We start from the raw sequence: 17,903 nt of genomic DNA, 5'->3' as shown, positions 1-17,903 counted from the left end.
TACAAGATGTTAGCTGCCGTGATCTTCGATATGGATGGTGTTCTGATCGACTCGGAACCCTTTTGGCAACGGGCCCAGATCGCCGTTTTCTCCGAACTGGGTCACCCCCACACCGTCGAGGATTGTGAGTCGACCATCGGCGTGCGCATCGATCAGCTGGTTGCCCACTGGTATCGCCTGCGCCCGTGGAGCGGCCCAACTCAGGAAGAGGTGGTACAGCGCATTCTGGATCGGGTCAACGCCCTGATCCTCTCCGAAGGTCAGGCCAAAGCCGGTGTGCTGGAGGCGCTCGACCTTATCGAAGCCCGCGGCCTGAAAGTGGGTCTGGCCACTTCCTCCCCCTTTGCGATGGTAGAAGCAGTGCTCGGCAAACTTGGCATTCGCGATCGCTTTATGGCGGTTCACTCTGCGGAAATCGAGCGTTTCGGCAAACCGCACCCGGATGTCTACATCCACGCCGCCGAGAAACTGGGGGTAGAGCCGGTTCATTGTCTGGCCATCGAAGATAGCTTTACCGGTCTGCTGGCAGCCAAGGCGGCCTCCATGACCGCGCTGATCGTGCCGGATCCGGCTTTAGTGGGTGACCCACGTTTGGCCATCGCCAACTACCAGCTAGGCTCGCTGGCCGAGCTGAATGCCGACATGTTGGCCAGCTGGGTCAAGTAGCGCCTATCGGCGCCTTGCTGCGCTCGCGTTCTCATATCCGCAGGGGGCTCCAGCCCCCTGTGATTGCCAAACAACCGTTGGCAATTCCCCTCTTTTCACCTGTCATTCTCAACCAGATTGTTCCTCTCGCACACGACCACTCCAACCGGTTGCACCTTGCCATCGCTCAGGCTTGATCTCTGTCATAAACGTGCGTTTGCTCGCGGTTAACCCCCTGCAGCCCGACTAGAATCAGGGTAGATAGGCGGCCCCAGGGCCCGAGGAGGTTATCATGATCGAGTACACCAGCAAGCGCATCGTCTGCCCCCACTGCGGCCACCATACCCGGGTCGAGCTGGATGCCAGCCAGGGTGATCAGGAGTTTTACGAAGATTGCATGGCCTGTTGCAATCCGATCCACCTGCGGCTTCACCGCGACGAAGCCCGCGACTGTTTGCAGTTGTTTGTGGATGCAGACGACGAGCAACTGTTTTGATTGCGAGTCACAAAAGGCCGAGCATCTGTTTTGCCTGCAAGTCGCAAAGAGCTGAGCAGATGTTGTGACTGCGAGCCATAGAAAGTTGAGTGGATATTTTCACCATGTAAATAACAAGGGCCTGCACACTGCAGGCCCTTGCTTATGAGGGGATTGACACCGAGCCGTTTCCTTTCAGTGACCCGCGCGCACCGCCAGTACCCGCTCCACCGTATCGACGATGGCCTGGGTCTGGGGATCGATCTCGATATTGGTCGGCCAGCCGGCCTTGACCCAACCCAGGTTGGTGCGAGCCAGGGTCTCGGGGATCAAGTGAACGCAAAACTCCTGCTCGCGCACCTCACCTATGGTCAGGCTGATGCCGTCGATGCCGATGTATCCCTTGGTCAGCACATATTTCATCAGCTCGGGAGCAAGGCGATACCACACCTGACGGTTGTTGGGTGTATCGATCACCGAGGTAACCTCTGCCATGCCGATAATATGGCCAGACATGGCATGACCGCCGATCTCATCGCCAAAGCGGGCAGCCCGCTCCACATTGACCTTGTCCCCCACCTGCAGCTTGCCGAGGTTGGTCAGGCGCAGGGTCTCCTGCATCAGATCGAAGCTGACCAGCTCACCCTCTACCCGGGTAACGGTCAAGCAGCAGCCGTTGTGGGCGACCGAAGCGCCGAGGGCCAGCCCTTCCCCCCACTCCCGGCTGGGCATGCGGATCACGTGGGTACGAAATGAAGCACTCTCTTCGATGGCGACCAGCTCGGCCACACCTTGCACAATTCCGGTAAACATCATCACCTCTTTGTTTCTGGTAACACGCTCTGTTTTTTATCGCGGCCTGTGGCCGCTTCTTTTACATAATCCGTTTTTTACACAATTCGTTTCGTACAAACTGTCACACCTGCTCCGCCGCCTCAGACCGCGCCAGCACACGAGCCCGGCGCTGGGAATGGATGACCACTATGCCAGCCAGCACGATGAGCAGACCCCCCGCCATACTACTGAGGGTCGGCATTTCACCAAACATCAGATAGCCGCAGAGGGTAGAAAAAAAGATCTGGAAATAGAAGAAGGGCGCCAGAGTAGAGGCCTGCGCATACTGCATCGCCTTGATAAGGCAATATTGGGAGAGCAGGGTCACCACTGGTAGCGCCAGCAGATAGGGCCAGTCGGCAAGCGCCGGAAAGCGCCACAGTGCAGGCTGCCAGCAGAGTGCGACCATTGCCACCATCCCCAGCATGAAGCAGGTGACGATTAGGATATCGAGGGTGGTCAGATGTGGATCCACCAGCTTGGTGATGAGGTTGTAGCCGGTGTTGGCCAGTACAATGACCAGTGGCAGCAGATAGTAGAGGTTCGCGTCGCCCCCGTCAGGATGGGTCACCACCAGCACGCCAAACAACCCCAACAGCACGGCCGCCACCTTGGCCCGGGTCAGACGCTCCCTGAAAAAGATCACGCCCGCCACCACGAAAGCCAGCGAACCAAGCTGGCAAATGATGGTGTAGACGTTGAGCGGTACATGGGCCAGTGCAATCACCGAGACCAGCGCACAGACCAGAAACAGCAGCGAGCGCAACAATAGCCAGCGATCCACCGCCAGCAGCGCCGACATGGTGCGCCTTGGCAACAACAGCAGCAGACCGAGGAAAGGAACAAAGAAGCGAAACCAGACCATCTCCATCACGGAGTAGCCATGGAGTACCAGATATTTGTCTGCGCCATCCTTAAGCGTCAGGGCGAGAAGTGCAAACAGCGTCAGAAAGATCGCCAGTGAGTTGCGCGAAGAGAACAGCATCAAAGAGGCCGAAACAGGAAAAGGGGGTAACCAAACTAACGGGCTTGCCGCAAATTACAACCGCGAGACTGACAAAATGGGAGCAAAACCGCTATATTTGCTCGCCTTTTTACTTTCAAGGAAGCAAATCATGATGGTTTATGAGTGCTGTGAAGCGATCCGTATCGCCTATAACCAGATTGGATCCGGTGAACAGGGCTATGTGCCAAACGCCATTGCCGCCACTATTCGCGCCCTCAACGCGGTCGCCGCCGATGAGCGGGTACCCGCCGAACTGCGTGAACAGGCTGCCTATGCCGCTGCCAACCTGCTGATCAGCGATCACGAAGACGCCTGATCCTGCCCCTCGGGGTGGCAACTATTTCGTCCTGGCTGAATTTCAGGCTAGAATGCCTCCCCCACCCTTTGCACTTTCGTCCGAAAGTGCAAAGGCTCTTCCCGATTTCCGCTCTTTTTTACTCTTATCTGATCCACTCGGAGGTGTCAGTGCAACGTTATTGGTCCGAGGCGAAGCAGCTCGTCCGTCTAGCCAGCCCCATACTGGTCGCCCAGGTCGCCCAGGTCGCCATGAACTTCGTCGATACCGTGATGGCGGGACAGGTGAGTGCTGTCGATCTGGCTGCCGTGTCAGTGGCGTCCAGCTTCTGGCTACCGGTGATCCTGCTGGTGCAGGGGATCATCATGGCGCTCACCCCCATCGTCTCCCAGCTCAATGGCGCCCGTAAACGGGAGGCAATTCGCCCGGCCGTTCATCAGGGTTTCTGGCTGGCACTGATCGTCACCCCGCTGGCGATGATTGCGCTTTATTACAGCCCGCTGGCGTTGCAGTTCATGGATGTGGAGCCGGTGATGGCGGCCAAGACCACTGGTTATCTGCACGCAATTCTGTGGGGCCTTCCCGCGTTCGTGCTGTTCCAGGTGCTGCGCAACTTCAGTGAGGGGCTCTCCCACACCATGCCTACCATGGTGATCGGCTTTGTCGGGCTGGCGGTCAATATTCCCGCCAACTACATCTTCATTCACGGCCACTTCGGCATGCCGAAACTGGGCGGGGTCGGCTGTGGCGTGGCCACGGCCATCGTGCTGTGGGCCATGCTGCTGGCGATGATCCTCTATGTGAAGCTCTCCCGTCACTTCACCGAGATCCGCCTCTTCTCCCAGCTGGCTCGCCCCAACGGCAGCCGGATCTGGCGCTTGTTCCGCTTGGGCTTCCCCATCGCCATGGCGATCTTCTGCGAGGTGACCCTGTTTACCGTGGTGGCCCTGATGCTGGCCCCCTTCGGCGCCGAGACGGTGGCGAGCCACCAGATTGCCCTCAACTTCTCCAGCCTGGTCTTTATGCTGCCCCTCTCCATCGGGGTGGGTGTCACCATCCGGGTCGGTCACAGCATCGGCGAAGGGCAACCCCATCACGCCCGGGTGGCGGCTCGCACCGGCTTGATGCTGGGGATGGCCATCGCTGCTGCCACTGCCGCCATGACGGTGCTGCTGCGCGAGCAGATCGCCTCCATCTATACCGATGATCAGCAGGTGATCGTCCTGGCGGCCATTTTGCTGTTCTTCGCCGCCATCTATCAAATCTCCGACTCGGTGCAGGTGGTCGCGGCCGCTGCGCTGCGCGGTTACAAGGATACCCAGGCGATTTTCTACGTCACCATCGTCGCCTACTGGGGACTGGGGCTGCCCACCGGCATGATCCTGGGTCTGACCGACTGGCTGGTGCCGCGGATGGGGCCGCAGGGCTTCTGGATCGGCTTTATCGTCGGCCTCACCAGTGCGGCCCTGATGCTGGGGGCGAGATTGCGCTACATCTATGGCCGCTTTGCCACTCCGGAAGCCTGCACTACCCTGTCGCGATCTCAGTAACAGGGCTTGGCAAGCGACAACTCGCCTGCAAAATCAACAGGCTGCGCAAGAACTGGGCAAACAGTCTCCTTTGTGCATATGGCCTGTTGACAGCCTTGGGGGGCATGGGTAGTATGCCGACCACGTCAGCAGCGCTGGCGTAGTGAAGTAAGAGAAAGTGGGTTTATAGCTCAGTTGGTTAGAGCACTACCTTGACATGGTAGGGGTCGTTGGTTCGAATCCAATTAAACCCACCACTTTTTCTGTGATGCGTCCTTAGCTCAGCTGGTTAGAGCACCACCTTGACATGGTGGGGGTCGGTGGTTCGAATCCACTAGGACGCACCATTACAGAACACTGATTATGCGTCCTTAGCTCAGCTGGTTAGAGCATCACCTTGACATGGTGGGGGTCGGTGGTTCGAATCCACTAGGACGCACCATTCAGTTTCAATACTTTGCAGTTATTCCAGATGTGGGTTTATAGCTCAGTTGGTTAGAGCACTACCTTGACATGGTAGGGGTCGTTGGTTCGAATCCAATTAAACCCACCACTTCTGCATAAAGAAATAAAAGTCGCATTGCGCACCCTGCGTCCTTAGCTCAGCTGGTTAGAGCATCACCTTGACATGGTGGGGGTCGGTGGTTCGAATCCACTAGGACGCACCAGATTAAAAAAGCCCGCTCATCGAGCGGGCTTTTTGCATTCTGCCATGCAGCCAATCCCCTGCCCCGCCAATTCGTTCAGCACAATTCGGCAATGGCGCAAAGCCTTGTTCCCATAAAAAAACCCGTGTCGTCTGATAAACGACACGGGCCGGATAGATGCCGCCAGCGCCTCAGCTCTGCACGGCAATCTCGTACTTCTTTATCTTGCGATAGAGGGTAGCAATCCCAATCCCCAGCGCCTGTGCAGCCAGTTTCTTGTTGCCGAGCCGCTGCAGGGTCTCTTCTATCATCTGTTTCTCCATGCTCTCAAGGCCGCTCTCACCCGGAACGGGTTCAGGCAGCTTCTCCGGCGTGGCGGCGAGCGGAGCCGTGGCAGGGACATTGAACGCCGCATCCAGATTGGTCACCGGGATCGACTGGGCGGAGACGTGATGGGGCTCCTGATTGCGGATGATGTTGGGGGGCAGCAGGCCGGCGTCAATCACCTCGCCCGCCTGGCTGACGTTGACCAGATATTCGATGAGGTTGCTGAGCTCGCGCACGTTGCCCGGCCAGCGATACCCCTTGAGCAACGCCATCACCTCGGGCGCCAAACCGGGATAGACGATGCCAATGCGGCTGGTGTGCAGGTTGAGGAAGTAGTGGGTCAGCAGCTCCACGTCCCCTTCCCGCTCCCGCAGCGGCGGCAGGTTGAGGGGGATGACGTTGATGCGATAGTAGAGATCTTCACGAAACTTCCCTTCGGCGATGTATTGATCGAGATGCTGGTGAGTGGCGGCGATGATGCGAATATCCACCGGCACCGGTCGGCTGGCCCCGATGGGAGTCACCTCCCGCAGCTCCAGCACCCGCAGCAGCTTGGCCTGCATGGTGAGCGGCATGTCGCCAATCTCGTCAAGGAACAGGGTGCCCTGATGGGCCGCCTGGATCAGGCCCTGTTTGCCGCCGCTGGAGGCACCGGTAAAGGAGCCCTTCACATAACCAAACAGCTCGCTCTCCAGCAGTTGTTCGGGAATGGCGGCACAGTTGATGGCAATAAAAGGCTTGTCCTGACGGGGACTCAGGCGATGGACAGCGCGGGCCACCACCTCTTTACCGGTGCCACTCTCGCCACAGATCAGCACGCTGGAGGGACTCTGGGCGATGCGGTGCAGCAGCCGTTTGAGGGTACGCATCGGCTTGCTCTCGCCGATCAGCTGATCGATCCGCACATCCGGATCCGGCTCCTGAACCTGACCGGAGTGGGACTGGTGAAACGCCATCAGAAAGAGCTGCTGGCCCTGCACATGGTGTAGCTGGCCGATGATCAACTCCTGACGCCCCTCAAAGGTGATGATGTGCTGGAGATGACCACTCAGCCCCTGCTGGGAGAAGGTGAGCGGGCGGATCCCCACTTCGCGCCCCTGCAGCTGTTCCTGCTGGCAACCCAGATGATGGAGTGCCGCCTCGTTGGCGTAGAGCAGTTGACTCTTGTCATCGAGCAGCAGGCAGCCCTGATCCATGTTGGTCATCAGATTGAGGAACACCTTGTTGACCCCGTCCGACAGCCCGCGCGAATCGAGCAATTTGGCCACAAAGATGGTGGAGATATGGCGCACATAGTCACACACATCCTGCAGATTGTTGTTGAGGCGCGCCTGCTGCTCGTCGCTGAAGGCCACCAGACTGATCACCCCGATGCAGCGCTCGTCCACCATGATGGGCACCCCGAGGAAGGCGCGCTCACGGCAGCTCTCCTTGCAGGTACAACCGTCACACACGGGATCATCGCTGGTGTGGGTAACGATCTTCTCCCGCTGATTATCAATCACATAGCGCAGCAGGCGGGAATCCCCCTCCAACTGACGTCCGAAGAACTTGCCATAGGGCCCGGTGCCAGCCACCCGAACCATATCGGCATCCACAATCTCGACCTCAAGCTGTAGCACACTGGCCAGCATCTTGGCAAAGCGCAAGATGGTCGGCTGGATCTGCATCAACAGACACTGGTTGCTCACGGATCTCATCCATCATTCCTTTTTGTTCTTGTTCTCTTCCCCCTAAAGGGAGTCATGCTGGCCAGATACTAAGGGATATCAGGGGGAACTACTTCGGGGGGGATCACGAAAAGGGAAAATGATCCGCATCCTCTGCGACTTCCGAGGCACAGATAAAATTCAATAAAAACATAAAGATGAAAACACATGCAGTGAGATAAGCCACTCGGGCCAACCAAGCCTGCTGATCCGCAAAGTCCATCGACAGATCATGCTGAATGTGGGGAAACCAACCACTGATATGGTACGTGACTCACGCGCCGCGTACCTGTTTCAAGACTTGGCACTCATGGTCGAAATCCGCTTTATCTTGCGGCTGAATGTAACTTTGCCAGCGGGCAAACAGCTCGGCCGTCGGATAACGATGCAGACGAATACCGGTGCGATAGAGTTTGGGAAAAAGTGGGTCTGGCTGGGATCTCACGACCAGACCACGCAGCTTCTCGCCAGAGGGAATGGTAATCACCAGCTCATCCCCCTCTTTCAACCGTATGGCCCCAAGAATGCCGATGCCGCCGATGGCTATGTCTCGCACCACCACATAGGGCACCGGATTGAGCAACTCCAGAAACCAGTTGCGACGGCGACATTCCGCCTTGTAACCACCGCCACTAAGGATAAAACGGCGGTGTCTGCGCCAGTCATAACCGGTAGGCAATGCCGGGTCATAGCGCGATTTTGCCTGCCCCACAGGATCAGATTGCTCACTTGTGCCCATCCGGTTTCCCTCACTGGCATTGGTTAAACAGTGTCAGTCAGCTCTTTTTCAACTATAGCTGTCGCCGTTAGGCCCGGGGCTCAGGGTCGGATACGGGGACGACAGATATATTACGGAGGCAATGATGGACAGAGATGGCATGGAAGAGCTTGCTGATCCTGATAGGCTAACTTTCCCCTGCAAGGATGAGATGCGAACGACTGTGACTCGGTTCGATCAAGCAATTGACCAGTGAGTCGCACCGCCGCAGCGATGCAATCTGACTTAGCCAGGCAGATGAAGTACCAGCCAGACCGCCAGCGGGATCACCACCACAGAGAGGGCATTGCCGCCGAGCACGATACTGGCCACCTTGTCCGGCTGGCATTGATATTGCTCGCAGAGCATGTAATTCAAGACCGCAGGGGGCAAGGAAACCGACAACATCAACAGCGGGATCCACTCCGTCTTGAGCGGCAACAGCCAGATCGCCAGCAGCAGCGACAATCCCCCCGCCAGCAGATAGAGCAGGTTGCACTTGAGCGCGAGGCCAAGGTGATCGAGTTCTCCCTCCATCAGGCGAATGCCCAACGCAAAGAGCATCAGGGGCACCGAGATCTGACCGAGCAGCGAGGCCGTGGTCACCACATATTCCGGCAGCGTAATGTGCAAGTTGGCCACCAGCAAACCGGCCAGCGCGGCCCACAGCACAGGGCTTCGCAGCCACAGCCAGCGGGAGGTATTGGCCGAGAGGATAAACATGCCGACCGAGAAGTGCAGCAGATTGGAGAGCACAAAGAGGATCACGATGGCCCCCAGTTGCTGCTCGCCAAATGCCAGCACCATCAAGGGGATACCAAGATTGCCGGTATTTCGGAACATGGCGGGCAAGATCAGCGCTGCCCGCTCAATCCCTTTGAGTTTGAGCAGCGCGAGCAGCAGACCGGGTAACAGAATAACCAGCGCCCCCGCCGCAATCAGCGGCAGATGCTCCGCCAGCGCCAGCGGATACTTGACCAGCGCGGAAAAGACCAGCGCCGGGGTAAACAGCTCGATATTGGCCCGATTGACGTAACCGAGCGCGGCCCCCGGTCGCAATCGCCCATAGAGGGCGCCGAGCCCGACCACACCGAACACCGGAATGACGATATTGAGCAAGGCGCTGAACATGGGCTGCGTCCGTTACAGTTCGCGGGCCGGTTTGCCCATCAGCACCACCGGATCCAGCGTCACTTCCAGTGCGCCATTGCTTACCCAGAGCTGACCATCGGAGATAGTGCAGGTGAGCTGCATGGAGCGCTCGACCATGGCGGTCAGCGGAAGGGTCTGGCTGTCGGAGAGTTCGATGATGCTGAGGTTGTCATGCTGGCTCAGCTTGCCCTGGTTCTGCTTCCACCAGACGCTGGTGCCACGACCGCCGTAGAGGTAGAGCACCACCTGACGGGCGCGGTTGCAGGCTTTTTTGAGCCGTTTTTCATCGGGTTGGCCCAGCTCGATCCAGAGCTCTATTTCATCCGAGTAGTTCTTGCACCAGAGCTCAGGTTCATCATCAGCGCTCAATCCCTTGGTGAATTCCAGTCGCTCGGCAGCGTGCCAGGCAAAGGCCGCCAGCCGGATCATCATCCGCTCATCAGTTTCGGAGGGGTGGCGCGCCAGCGTGAGGGAGAAGTCCTGATACAGATTGCGATCCATATCAGACAAACTGATCTGGGCCTTGAATACGGTTGCCTTGAGAGCCATAGAAAACCTTGAACACCTGATAAGAGAAGGGTGAGTGGGAAATACGGGCGCCAGTGTAATCAAAATCGGCGGCAGGTTCGACCATCCTGACCAAAGATTTCCCCTTCCCTGCCGGGATAAGAGCTTTAAAAAACACAAAAAACAAATGCCAGTCCGAGGACTGGCATTTGGCGGCATGGAGAAGCGACTCACTTCTCGGCGGACTGTACCCCGAACGCGTTCAGCAGCATGCAACAGGTCACTGCCACCGCCACGAATCCGCTCAGAAAGATAAAGGGCATGGCCCCGTATCCCAGTACTGTCCAGATGGTGTGTTCAAGAAGACTCATTGTTGTGTCCTTCATCCGGTGAAAGGTGTGTTCCTTCTGGCGGATATTGGCTCCGCTCTTGATGCCTCCATTTGACCTCAATCAGCGGTTGGGTCCTATGCCACCAAAGTGATAAATGCAGGGTTCATTTGCGCTGGATCAAGCTTTTTGGCCAAATATCCATGCAGTTCAAGCAATTACCACCGCCAATCAAGGATAGACACAAACACGGCAGAATAAAAAAACGCGCCGGATGGCGCGTTTCTTGGACAGCACAGGCAAGGGATCAGTTGTCGCACAGATCGCTTGGCATGTCCTGACGCAGGCGTGTCCACAGCTTGCCGGACTCGATACCGTACTGACGCACCGTCATGAACACCGCTTCGTGGTTCTTGGTCTCCGCCAGATTGAGCAGGGTCTTGTAGTAGGCATCTGCGGTCTCGCGAGCCTGCTTGTCGGAGAAGTAGTAGCTGCCGACTCTGCTGTACAACCCTTTGAAACCATTCAGGATCAGGGCGTAGATCGGATTGCCGGAAGCAAACGCCAGCTGGTGGTGCAGGCGATAATCGAACTCGGCATAAGCCTGGGCGTTGTTCTCGACCCCATCGGCGCCACGCAGGATCTCGGCAGCCTGTTCCGGATTGTGACGGATCGCCCCGCGGATAAAGATGGTGCAGATGTGGGTACGGGCGGAGAGCAGCTGAGCTATCAGGTCAGGTACCTTGTCCTGATCCAGACGAGCCAACGTCTCCAGAATATTGAGGCCGGAGGTTTCCCAGAAATTGTTCACCTTGGTCGGCTTGCCATGCTGTATGGTCAACCAGCCATCACGGGCCAGTCGCTGCAGCACTTCGCGCAAGGTGGTCCGCGTCACCCCGATCAACTCGGATAATTCACGCTCGGCGGGCAGAATAGATCCGGGAGGAAAGCGATTGTTCCAGATGGACTCGATGATGTATTCCTCGGCAAACCCAGCTGGGCTCTGCGCTTTTATAACCATGAATTGACTCTGTTGTAATGCGTAAAAAGGCTGACGAATGATATCAAAGCGATGATGGCTGGCAAGCATAAGGTCAGTCCTCTGCTCACATATGGCAAATATAGTGTTGGGAATATGTATCTAATCGCCACGAGGGAGCCAGCCAACCCCGACAAGGTGGTTATAAAACAGACAGATGGGCAGAGATCCATCGGCTATCATTTATAATCGTCACGCTTTTTGATTAAAATCACGAGGAATCAGACAGATAAAGGCCAACATCCGGAGGCACAGGTCGAATCATCCTTGACTGCATAGAAGCAGATCCTAACAACAAAGTTGAGACCCATTATCATGCCAATAAGCCTAGGGCAGGCATTCGCCAAGAACTTCTTGGGCAATGCACCACAGTGGTATAAAAGCGCCATCTTGCTATTTCTGGTGATCAATCCGATCGCCTTCCACCTTGATCCTTTCATTGCGGGCTGGTTACTGGTCGTTGAGTTTATCTTCACCCTGGCCATGGCCCTCAAGTGCTACCCCCTGCAACCGGGTGGTCTGCTCGCGATCGAAGCCGTATTGATCGGCATGACCTCCGCCGATCAGGTCAAACACGAGCTGGTCGCCAATATCGAAGTGCTGCTGTTGCTGGTGTTCATGGTGGCAGGCATCTATTTCATGAAGCAGCTGCTGCTTTATGTCTTCACCAAGCTGCTGATCGGCGTACGCTCCAAGATCCTGCTCTCCCTCTCCTTCTGTCTGGTGTCCGCCTTCCTGTCAGCTTTTCTCGATGCCCTGACCGTGATTGCCGTGGTGATCAGCGTCGCCACCGGCTTTTACGCCATCTACCACAAGGTCTCGTCCGGCAAGGAGTTTGGTCACAGCCATGACCATACCGATGATAAGGAAGTCGCCGAGCTCAATCGCCAGGATCTCGACGATTTTCGCGCCTTCCTGCGCAGCCTGATGATGCATGCCGCCATCGGTACCGCGCTGGGTGGTGTCTGCACCCTGGTGGGCGAGCCGCAAAACCTCATCATCGGCGAGCAAGCGAGCTGGAACTTCGCCGAATTTGCCATTCGTATGTCTCCCGTCACCGTCCCCGTCTTTATCTGCGGTCTGCTGACCTGCGTGCTGGTGGAGCAGTTCCGCTGGTTTGGCTATGGCGCCCGCCTGCCGGACACGGTGCGCGCCATCATGGAGGAGTACAACCGCTACGAAGAAGCTAAACGCAGCCCCCAAGACAAGGCGAAGCTGATCGTTCAGGCATTGATTGCGATCTGGCTGATCGTCGGTCTGGCCATGCACCTGGCAGCCGTTGGTCTGATTGGCCTCTCGGTCATCGTGCTGGCCACCTCCTTGACCGGGATCACCGAGGAGCACTCTCTGGGTAAAGCCTTCCAGGAGGCACTCCCCTTCACCGCCCTGCTGGCGGTCTTCTTCAGCGTGGTCGCCGTCATCATCGATCAGCAGCTGTTCAAGCCGGTGATCCAGCTGGTACTGGCTGCCAAACCGGAGAACCAGCTGGCCCTCTTCTATCTGGCCAACGGGGTGCTCTCCATGGTCAGTGACAACGTCTTTGTCGGCACTGTCTACATCAATGAGGTGAAGACGGCCATGCTCAATGGTGCCATCGACCGCGCCCAGTTCGATCTGCTGGCGGTAGCCATCAACACAGGTACCAATCTGCCGTCAGTCGCCACCCCCAATGGTCAGGCCGCCTTCCTGTTTATGCTCACCTCGGCATTGGCGCCGCTGCTGCGTCTCTCCTATGGCCGCATGGTCTGGATGGCGCTGCCCTACACATTGGTGCTGGGGCTGATCGGCTTTTTCTCTGTCGAATTGCTGCTTGGTCCTGCCACCGAGTGGTTCTATCAGCATGGATGGCTGGTGATGGAGAGTGCGCAGCCAGCGGTACAGCCGGCGCTGCATTAATCCATTGAGATGGTTTCCGAGGGCCCTTTCAGGGCCCTTTTCTTTTCTGCCCCGCTCTGCTCTAATTCAGCCACTGTTTTTTCTGAGAGATCAATTAGATGATCGAGTTTCTCCGCCGTATCGCCGCCCATCGGCTGGCCTGGGGTCTGTTGGCAGCATCAGCCCTGTTCCTCGAGTTGTGCGCCCTCTTCTTCCAGCATGTGCTGGGCCTCTCCCCGTGCGTGATGTGTGTTTACGAACGGTTGGCGACCCTGGGTGTGCTGGCCGCCGGTCTGCTCGGCATGGTGGCGCCGGATAAGTGGTATGTTCGCTGGAGTGCCATGTTGCTGTGGGGCTACAGTGCCTTCCGCGGCTTCCAGCTGGCCCTCAAGCATGTGGACTATCAGGTCAACCCCTCCCCGTTCAACGTCTGCAGCCCGTTTGCCGACTTCCCGAGCTGGGCTCCGCTCGATCAGTGGCTCCCCTGGCTCTTTATGCCGGAAGGGGATTGTGCCCAGATCACCTGGCAGTTCTTCGGTTACTCCATGCCCCAGTGGCTGGTTGTCATCTTCGCCGCTTACCTGTTGGTCTTCACCGTGGTGGCCATCGGCAATCTGGTGAAAGGGCGTTGCTGCAACTGATCATCATGGCCGTGTGGAGATAAAAAGGGGGAGCCATAATGGCTCCCCCTTTCTCATTCTGGCTGACCGTATTCTGGTTACGCCTTGGCTGTACTCATCTTGGCCTTGACCGCGCCAATTACCATGGGCAACAGGGAGATACCGATGATGCCGAAGATCAGCAGGGTAAAGTTGTGACGCACCACCGGCAGATTGCCAAAGAAGTGACCGGCATAAACGAAGGAGAGTACCCACAGCAGGCCGCCAACCAGGTTGAACGCCAGGAAGCGCGGATAGGTCATGGCCCCCATCCCTGCCACGAACGGCGCAAAGGTACGCACGATGGGCAGGAAGCGGGTGATGATGATGGTCTTGCCGCCATGCTTGGCGTAGAAAGCATGGGTCTTCTCCAGATAGTCGCGGCGGAAGATTTTGGAGTCCGGGTTGCGGAACAGCTGCTCGCCGAAGAAGTGACCAATGGTGTAGTTGACCACGTTGCCCAGCACGGCAGCGATGATCAGCACGGCCGCCAGAGTATGGACGTCCAGCACGCTGCCCACGGTAAGTGCACCGGCGGCAAACAGCAGGGAGTCACCCGGCAGGAACGGCGTCACTACCAAACCGGTTTCACAGAAGATGATGAGAAACAGGATGGCGTAAACCCAGACGCCATAGTTCTCGAACAGCTCTTTCAAATGCACGTCAACGTGCAGGATAAAGTCGATTGCAAAGAGGATCAGATCCATTTTTTCCATACCCATAAAGTGAACGGCGTGGAGTCTACGCCAATGCCATCCGGGCGACAATCACCGGGGCAGCCTCTTTTTTGTCCCGCAGTGCCCACCTTCAAATGAAACCGTTTTTCCGCTTCCTTCGAGGGTGGGAGCACAAAGAGAGAAGCCGAGTATGTTGTTGAAAAGGTGAACTAGGAGGCCTGTTCCAGATCGCTGCGCACTGCGGGGGGCAAACAACGCTCCCAGTCCCATAGCAACACCAGCAGCAGGGTCACATCATCGAACCAACCCAGCAAGGGCACCACGTCGGGGATAAGATCCACCGGACTGATGCCATAGAGCAGGATAAGGATCACCAGCCCCCTCGCCCACCAGGGGGTACCGGGATGGCGAAAGCCCTGATAGAGACGACGCAGTCGTTGCCAAATCAGCCAGCGTTTGCGGCTCATGATTCGATCAACTCGCTGCGCAGCCGCTGGATCTGATCCCGCAGTGCCGCCGCCTGTTCGAACTCCAGATCCCGGGCATGCTGGAACATCTGTTCCTCCATCCGCTTGATCTCTTTGGCAATCTCGCTGGCTGATCGGACATGGTACTCCCCTTGCGGCTCGGCTGCCTTGCGCATCCCCTTGCCTGGTTTGCCAGCCGTGCGGCTGCCCCCCATATCCATCACATCGCCAATGGATTTGTTGAGCCCTTTGGGGGTGATCCCATGCTTGAGGTTATGGGCATGCTGCAAGGCGCGGCGCCGCTCGGTCTCCTCAATGGCTACCTTCATCGAGTTGGTGATGGTATCGCCGTAGAGAATGACCTTGCCGTTGAGGTTACGCGCCGCCCGGCCGATGGTCTGGATCATCGAGCGAGTGGAGCGCAGGAAGCCCTCTTTATCTGCATCGAGAATTGCCACCAGCGACACTTCCGGCATGTCGAGACCTTCCCGCAGCAGGTTGATGCCCACCAGCACATCGAACTTGCCGAGGCGCAGATCGCGAATGATCTCCACCCGCTCGACCGTGTCGATATCGGAGTGGAGGTAGCGCACCTTGACGTCGTGCTCCGCCAGATACTCGGTCAAGTCTTCCGCCATCCGCTTGGTCAGGGTCGTGACCAGCACCCGCTCCTCGACGGCGACCCGCTTGCGGATCTCGGAGAGCAGATCGTCCACCTGCGTGGTCACCGGACGCACCTCGATCTCCGGATCGAGCAGGCCGGTTGGGCGCACCACCTGCTGCACCACATCGCCGCCGGACTTCTCCAGCTCGTAGGGACCGGGAGTCGCCGAAACAAACACCGTCTGCGGCATCAGCGCTTCAAATTCGTCAAACTTGAGCGGCCGGTTGTCCAGCGCCGAGGGGAGCCGGAAGCCGTACTCCACCAGGGTCTCCTTGCGGGAGCGGTCCCCTTTGAACATGGCGCCGATCTGCGGCACCGTGACGTGGGACTCGTCGATGATGAGCAGGCCGTCCCCCGGCAGGTAGTCAAACAGGGTCGGCGGCGGCTCCCCCGGCGCACGGCCGGAGAGGTAGCGGCTGTAGTTCTCGATGCCGGAGCAGTAACCCAGCTCCTGCATCATCTCCATGTCGAACTGGGTACGCTGGCTGATGCGCTGCTCTTCCACCAGCTTGTTGAGGGACAACAGCTGCTCGCGGCGGCTGCGCAGCTCCTCCTTGATATGCTCGATAGCCCCCAGGATGGTCTCGCGCGGGGTGGCGTAGTGGGTCTTGGGGTAGATGGTATAGCGCACTACCGTCTGCTCGATAGCGCCGGTCAGCGGGTCGAACTGGGAGAGGCGCTCCACCTCTTCATCAAACAGCTCTACCCGCAGGGCCAGCTTGTCCGATTCGGCGGGGTAGATGTCGATCACTTCACCGCGCACCCGGAAGGTGCCGCGTTGAAACGCCATGTCGTTGCGGGTGTACTGCAGCTCGGCGAGGCGACGCAGGATATCCCGCTGGTTGATCACATCCCCCACTTTCAAGTGCAACATCATGCTCAGATAAGCCTGGGGATCCCCCAAACCATAGATGGCCGACACCGAAGCAACGATCACCACGTCGCGCCGCTCCAGCAGCGCCTTGGTGGCCGACAATCGCATCTGCTCGATGTGATCGTTGATCGAGGCATCCTTCTCTATAAAGGTGTCGGTGGTCGGCACATAGGCTTCGGGCTGGTAATAGTCGTAGTAGGAGACGAAATACTCCACCGCGTTGTCGGGGAAGAACTCCTTCATCTCACCATAGAGCTGGGCGGCCAGGGTCTTGTTGGGAGCCAGGATCATGGTCGGGCGGTTCAGGGTGGCGATGACGTTGGCCATGGTGAAGGTCTTGCCCGAACCGGTCACCCCGAGCAGGGTCTGGTGGGCCAGCCCCGACTCGATGCCATCCAGCAGTTGGGCAATCGCCGTGGGCTGATCCCCGGCGGGTTGAAACTGGCTGGCTAACTTGAACAATTTGCTCATGAACACTCCCGACACAAAACAGCAGAGGAGCAGTGTAACCGAGGGTTTGGCAGCGGTACACCCGTGCCATCATCCCGCGAATGGCTTGACCACCTCGGACACCTTCTGTATGATGCTCCTCCTTGCCTGATGTTCCCCCGTAGTTCAGTCGGTAGAACGGCGGACTGTTAATCCGTATGTCACTGGTTCAAGTCCAGTCGGGGGAGCCAATTCCTCACCATCTCGGTGCAAGTTATCCACTTTAGTGCCCTCTCCTGCCAATTTTAATGCACAAGATCCTTCTTGCTGCTGACGATCCCTTTTGTTACCCGTTCCTGCTCGACAGAGTTTTCTCCTGTCGCATCTAACTATTTGATTTTTATACAAACATTTTTCTTCCGGTATTTTTTGAACAGCCCTTGCATCCCAGTGCTGGCGCGGCTTTCAGGGCGATGAACAAGTTTCATAAACAGGGTTATCCACAGATTCTGTGGGTAAGTGCAGCAAGCCCTGTCAGGACGCGGGATTGCCCTTGATGGCCCCCGGCGAAGAGTCATTTTGCTGGCCAACCTGATTTTATGCTGTTTTTTTGCCCCCTCCGGAACCACCTAGTGACAGGCTCTATTGGCACTTTTCAGAAGCATCTTTTTGCCAACCCATGCCCCGTGGGCGAACGGGTAAATATCAAGCTGATTTGCCCCTCAGCCAACCATGGTGGCCATCGGTTGAATCTGCTGAAACTGATCCCCGCCAAGCGGCCGGACAGCAGAATCTAAAATATCGGCCTGCGCCAGAGCACTTCGGTCGCGGGCAGCAGATTTCACTAATTGACAACGACGGTTACAGCAAAAATAGCCAGATTTCATCCGCTTGTCTCCCTATCACGCCGCCGGCTCCACAAATAGCGTCCGATAACGTCCGATTAATCGCTCCCTTGCGCTTCTTTATTGGGGATAGATCCGGCACAATATCGACCCCACTTTTTT

The 17,903-nt window shown here is 57.4% G+C and carries 18 protein-coding genes and 6 tRNA genes; 12 read left to right on the top strand and 12 right to left on the bottom strand.

Features of this window, described 5'->3' with window-relative positions; all coding sequences use genetic code 11:
• Positions 1 to 6 precede the first annotated feature (6 nt).
• Positions 7 to 666 carry a hexitol phosphatase HxpB gene (hxpB, locus tag AB5Y90_RS09405; protein WP_139741909.1) on the top strand — a complete coding sequence of 220 codons (660 nt, stop codon included), beginning with the start codon at positions 7 to 9 and terminating at the stop codon, positions 664 to 666.
• 271 nt (positions 667 to 937) lie between these two features.
• A complete protein-coding gene (locus tag AB5Y90_RS09400) occupies positions 938 to 1,141 on the top strand; it encodes a CPXCG motif-containing cysteine-rich protein (RefSeq protein ID WP_005336871.1) in 204 nt (67 codons plus the stop codon).
• Positions 1,142 to 1,315: 174 nt separating this feature from the next.
• On the opposite strand, the gene AB5Y90_RS09395 is transcribed toward AB5Y90_RS09400, so the two are convergent.
• A complete protein-coding gene (locus AB5Y90_RS09395; RefSeq protein WP_270657043.1) occupies positions 1,316 to 1,933 on the bottom strand; it encodes a riboflavin synthase subunit alpha in 618 nt (205 codons plus the stop codon).
• 103 nt (positions 1,934 to 2,036) lie between these two features.
• Positions 2,037 to 2,939 (bottom strand): DMT family transporter, encoded by a 903-nt coding sequence (locus AB5Y90_RS09390; protein ID WP_307894979.1) that lies wholly within the window; start codon positions 2,937 to 2,939, stop codon positions 2,037 to 2,039.
• A gap of 130 nt (positions 2,940 to 3,069) precedes the next feature.
• On the opposite strand from AB5Y90_RS09390, the gene AB5Y90_RS09385 reads away from it, so the two are divergent.
• The 7 genes from AB5Y90_RS09385 to AB5Y90_RS09355 all read left to right on the top strand — a co-directional run bounded on the left by AB5Y90_RS09385 (position 3,070) and on the right by AB5Y90_RS09355 (position 5,452).
• Entirely contained in the window at positions 3,070 to 3,276 is a 207-nt protein-coding gene (locus AB5Y90_RS09385; protein WP_005336882.1) for a YaeP family protein, read from the top strand.
• A gap of 149 nt (positions 3,277 to 3,425) precedes the next feature.
• Positions 3,426 to 4,805, top strand: coding sequence for an MATE family efflux transporter (locus AB5Y90_RS09380; RefSeq protein WP_005360967.1), 1,380 nt, complete (start codon positions 3,426 to 3,428; stop codon positions 4,803 to 4,805).
• A 159-nt stretch (positions 4,806 to 4,964) separates the two neighbouring features.
• A tRNA-Val gene (locus tag AB5Y90_RS09375) sits at positions 4,965 to 5,041 on the top strand.
• A gap of 13 nt (positions 5,042 to 5,054) precedes the next feature.
• Positions 5,055 to 5,131: transfer RNA gene (locus tag AB5Y90_RS09370), tRNA-Val, on the top strand.
• An 18-nt stretch (positions 5,132 to 5,149) separates the two neighbouring features.
• A tRNA-Val gene (locus tag AB5Y90_RS09365) sits at positions 5,150 to 5,226 on the top strand.
• A gap of 34 nt (positions 5,227 to 5,260) precedes the next feature.
• Positions 5,261 to 5,337, top strand: a tRNA-Val gene (locus AB5Y90_RS09360).
• 38 nt (positions 5,338 to 5,375) lie between these two features.
• Positions 5,376 to 5,452, top strand: a tRNA-Val gene (locus AB5Y90_RS09355).
• 170 nt (positions 5,453 to 5,622) lie between these two features.
• On the opposite strand, the gene AB5Y90_RS09350 is transcribed toward AB5Y90_RS09355, so the two are convergent.
• The 6 genes from AB5Y90_RS09350 to fadR form a co-directional block, all read right to left on the bottom strand.
• Positions 5,623 to 7,458, bottom strand: a complete 1,836-nt coding sequence (locus tag AB5Y90_RS09350; protein ID WP_270657014.1) for a sigma 54-interacting transcriptional regulator — start codon at positions 7,456 to 7,458, stop codon at positions 5,623 to 5,625.
• A 283-nt stretch (positions 7,459 to 7,741) separates the two neighbouring features.
• Positions 7,742 to 8,206, bottom strand: a complete 465-nt coding sequence (locus AB5Y90_RS09345; protein ID WP_058056875.1) for a hypothetical protein — start codon at positions 8,204 to 8,206, stop codon at positions 7,742 to 7,744.
• A gap of 264 nt (positions 8,207 to 8,470) precedes the next feature.
• Entirely contained in the window at positions 8,471 to 9,355 is an 885-nt protein-coding gene (locus AB5Y90_RS09340; RefSeq protein ID WP_307894980.1) for an AEC family transporter, read from the bottom strand.
• 12 nt (positions 9,356 to 9,367) lie between these two features.
• The gene (locus AB5Y90_RS09335; RefSeq protein ID WP_307894981.1) at positions 9,368 to 9,925 is read right to left on the bottom strand and encodes a YaeQ family protein; all 558 of its coding nucleotides are present in this window, start codon (positions 9,923 to 9,925) and stop codon (positions 9,368 to 9,370) included.
• Between the two features lie 188 nt (positions 9,926 to 10,113).
• Complete coding sequence (locus AB5Y90_RS09330) at positions 10,114 to 10,254, bottom strand: TIGR02808 family protein (protein WP_005345965.1); 141 nt, start codon at positions 10,252 to 10,254, stop codon at positions 10,114 to 10,116.
• A gap of 265 nt (positions 10,255 to 10,519) precedes the next feature.
• Positions 10,520 to 11,233, bottom strand: coding sequence for a fatty acid metabolism transcriptional regulator FadR (fadR, locus tag AB5Y90_RS09325; RefSeq protein WP_026034983.1), 714 nt, complete (start codon positions 11,231 to 11,233; stop codon positions 10,520 to 10,522).
• Between the two features lie 333 nt (positions 11,234 to 11,566).
• Between fadR and nhaB the strand changes: the two genes are divergently transcribed.
• The gene (nhaB, locus tag AB5Y90_RS09320; RefSeq protein ID WP_100653658.1) at positions 11,567 to 13,147 is read left to right on the top strand and encodes a Na(+)/H(+) antiporter NhaB; all 1,581 of its coding nucleotides are present in this window, start codon (positions 11,567 to 11,569) and stop codon (positions 13,145 to 13,147) included.
• Positions 13,148 to 13,245: 98 nt separating this feature from the next.
• Positions 13,246 to 13,767, top strand: a complete 522-nt coding sequence (dsbB, locus tag AB5Y90_RS09315) for a disulfide bond formation protein DsbB (protein ID WP_005336895.1) — start codon at positions 13,246 to 13,248, stop codon at positions 13,765 to 13,767.
• 77 nt (positions 13,768 to 13,844) lie between these two features.
• Here dsbB and AB5Y90_RS09310 read toward each other — a convergent pair whose 3' ends face one another.
• The 3 genes from AB5Y90_RS09310 to uvrB all read right to left on the bottom strand — a co-directional run bounded on the left by AB5Y90_RS09310 (position 13,845) and on the right by uvrB (position 16,938).
• Positions 13,845 to 14,492 (bottom strand): DedA family protein, encoded by a 648-nt coding sequence (locus AB5Y90_RS09310; RefSeq protein ID WP_041202713.1) that lies wholly within the window; start codon positions 14,490 to 14,492, stop codon positions 13,845 to 13,847.
• Positions 14,493 to 14,671: 179 nt separating this feature from the next.
• Positions 14,672 to 14,929, bottom strand: a complete 258-nt coding sequence (locus tag AB5Y90_RS09305) for a YkvA family protein (RefSeq protein ID WP_307894982.1) — start codon at positions 14,927 to 14,929, stop codon at positions 14,672 to 14,674.
• On the bottom strand, positions 14,926 to 16,938 hold the full coding sequence (uvrB, locus tag AB5Y90_RS09300; protein WP_307894983.1) for an excinuclease ABC subunit UvrB: 2,013 nt from the start codon (positions 16,936 to 16,938) through the stop codon (positions 14,926 to 14,928). Before uvrB ends, AB5Y90_RS09305 begins: the two co-directional genes overlap by 4 nt.
• Positions 16,939 to 17,071: 133 nt before the next feature.
• Between uvrB and AB5Y90_RS09295 the strand changes: the two genes are divergently transcribed.
• A tRNA-Asn gene (locus tag AB5Y90_RS09295) sits at positions 17,072 to 17,147 on the top strand.
• 471 nt (positions 17,148 to 17,618) lie between these two features.
• On the opposite strand, the gene AB5Y90_RS09290 is transcribed toward AB5Y90_RS09295, so the two are convergent.
• Positions 17,619 to 17,783 (bottom strand): hypothetical protein, encoded by a 165-nt coding sequence (locus AB5Y90_RS09290; RefSeq protein WP_162519568.1) that lies wholly within the window; start codon positions 17,781 to 17,783, stop codon positions 17,619 to 17,621.
• Positions 17,784 to 17,903: the final 120 nt, after the last annotated feature.

The sequence above is a fragment of the Aeromonas sp. R4-1 genome, from assembly GCF_040908325.1.
GTDB classification, from domain to species: Bacteria; Pseudomonadota; Gammaproteobacteria; order Enterobacterales; family Aeromonadaceae; genus Aeromonas; species Aeromonas veronii.
The sequence above is the reverse complement of the archived record's forward strand: the minus strand, read 5'-3'. Positions and strand labels throughout refer to the sequence as shown.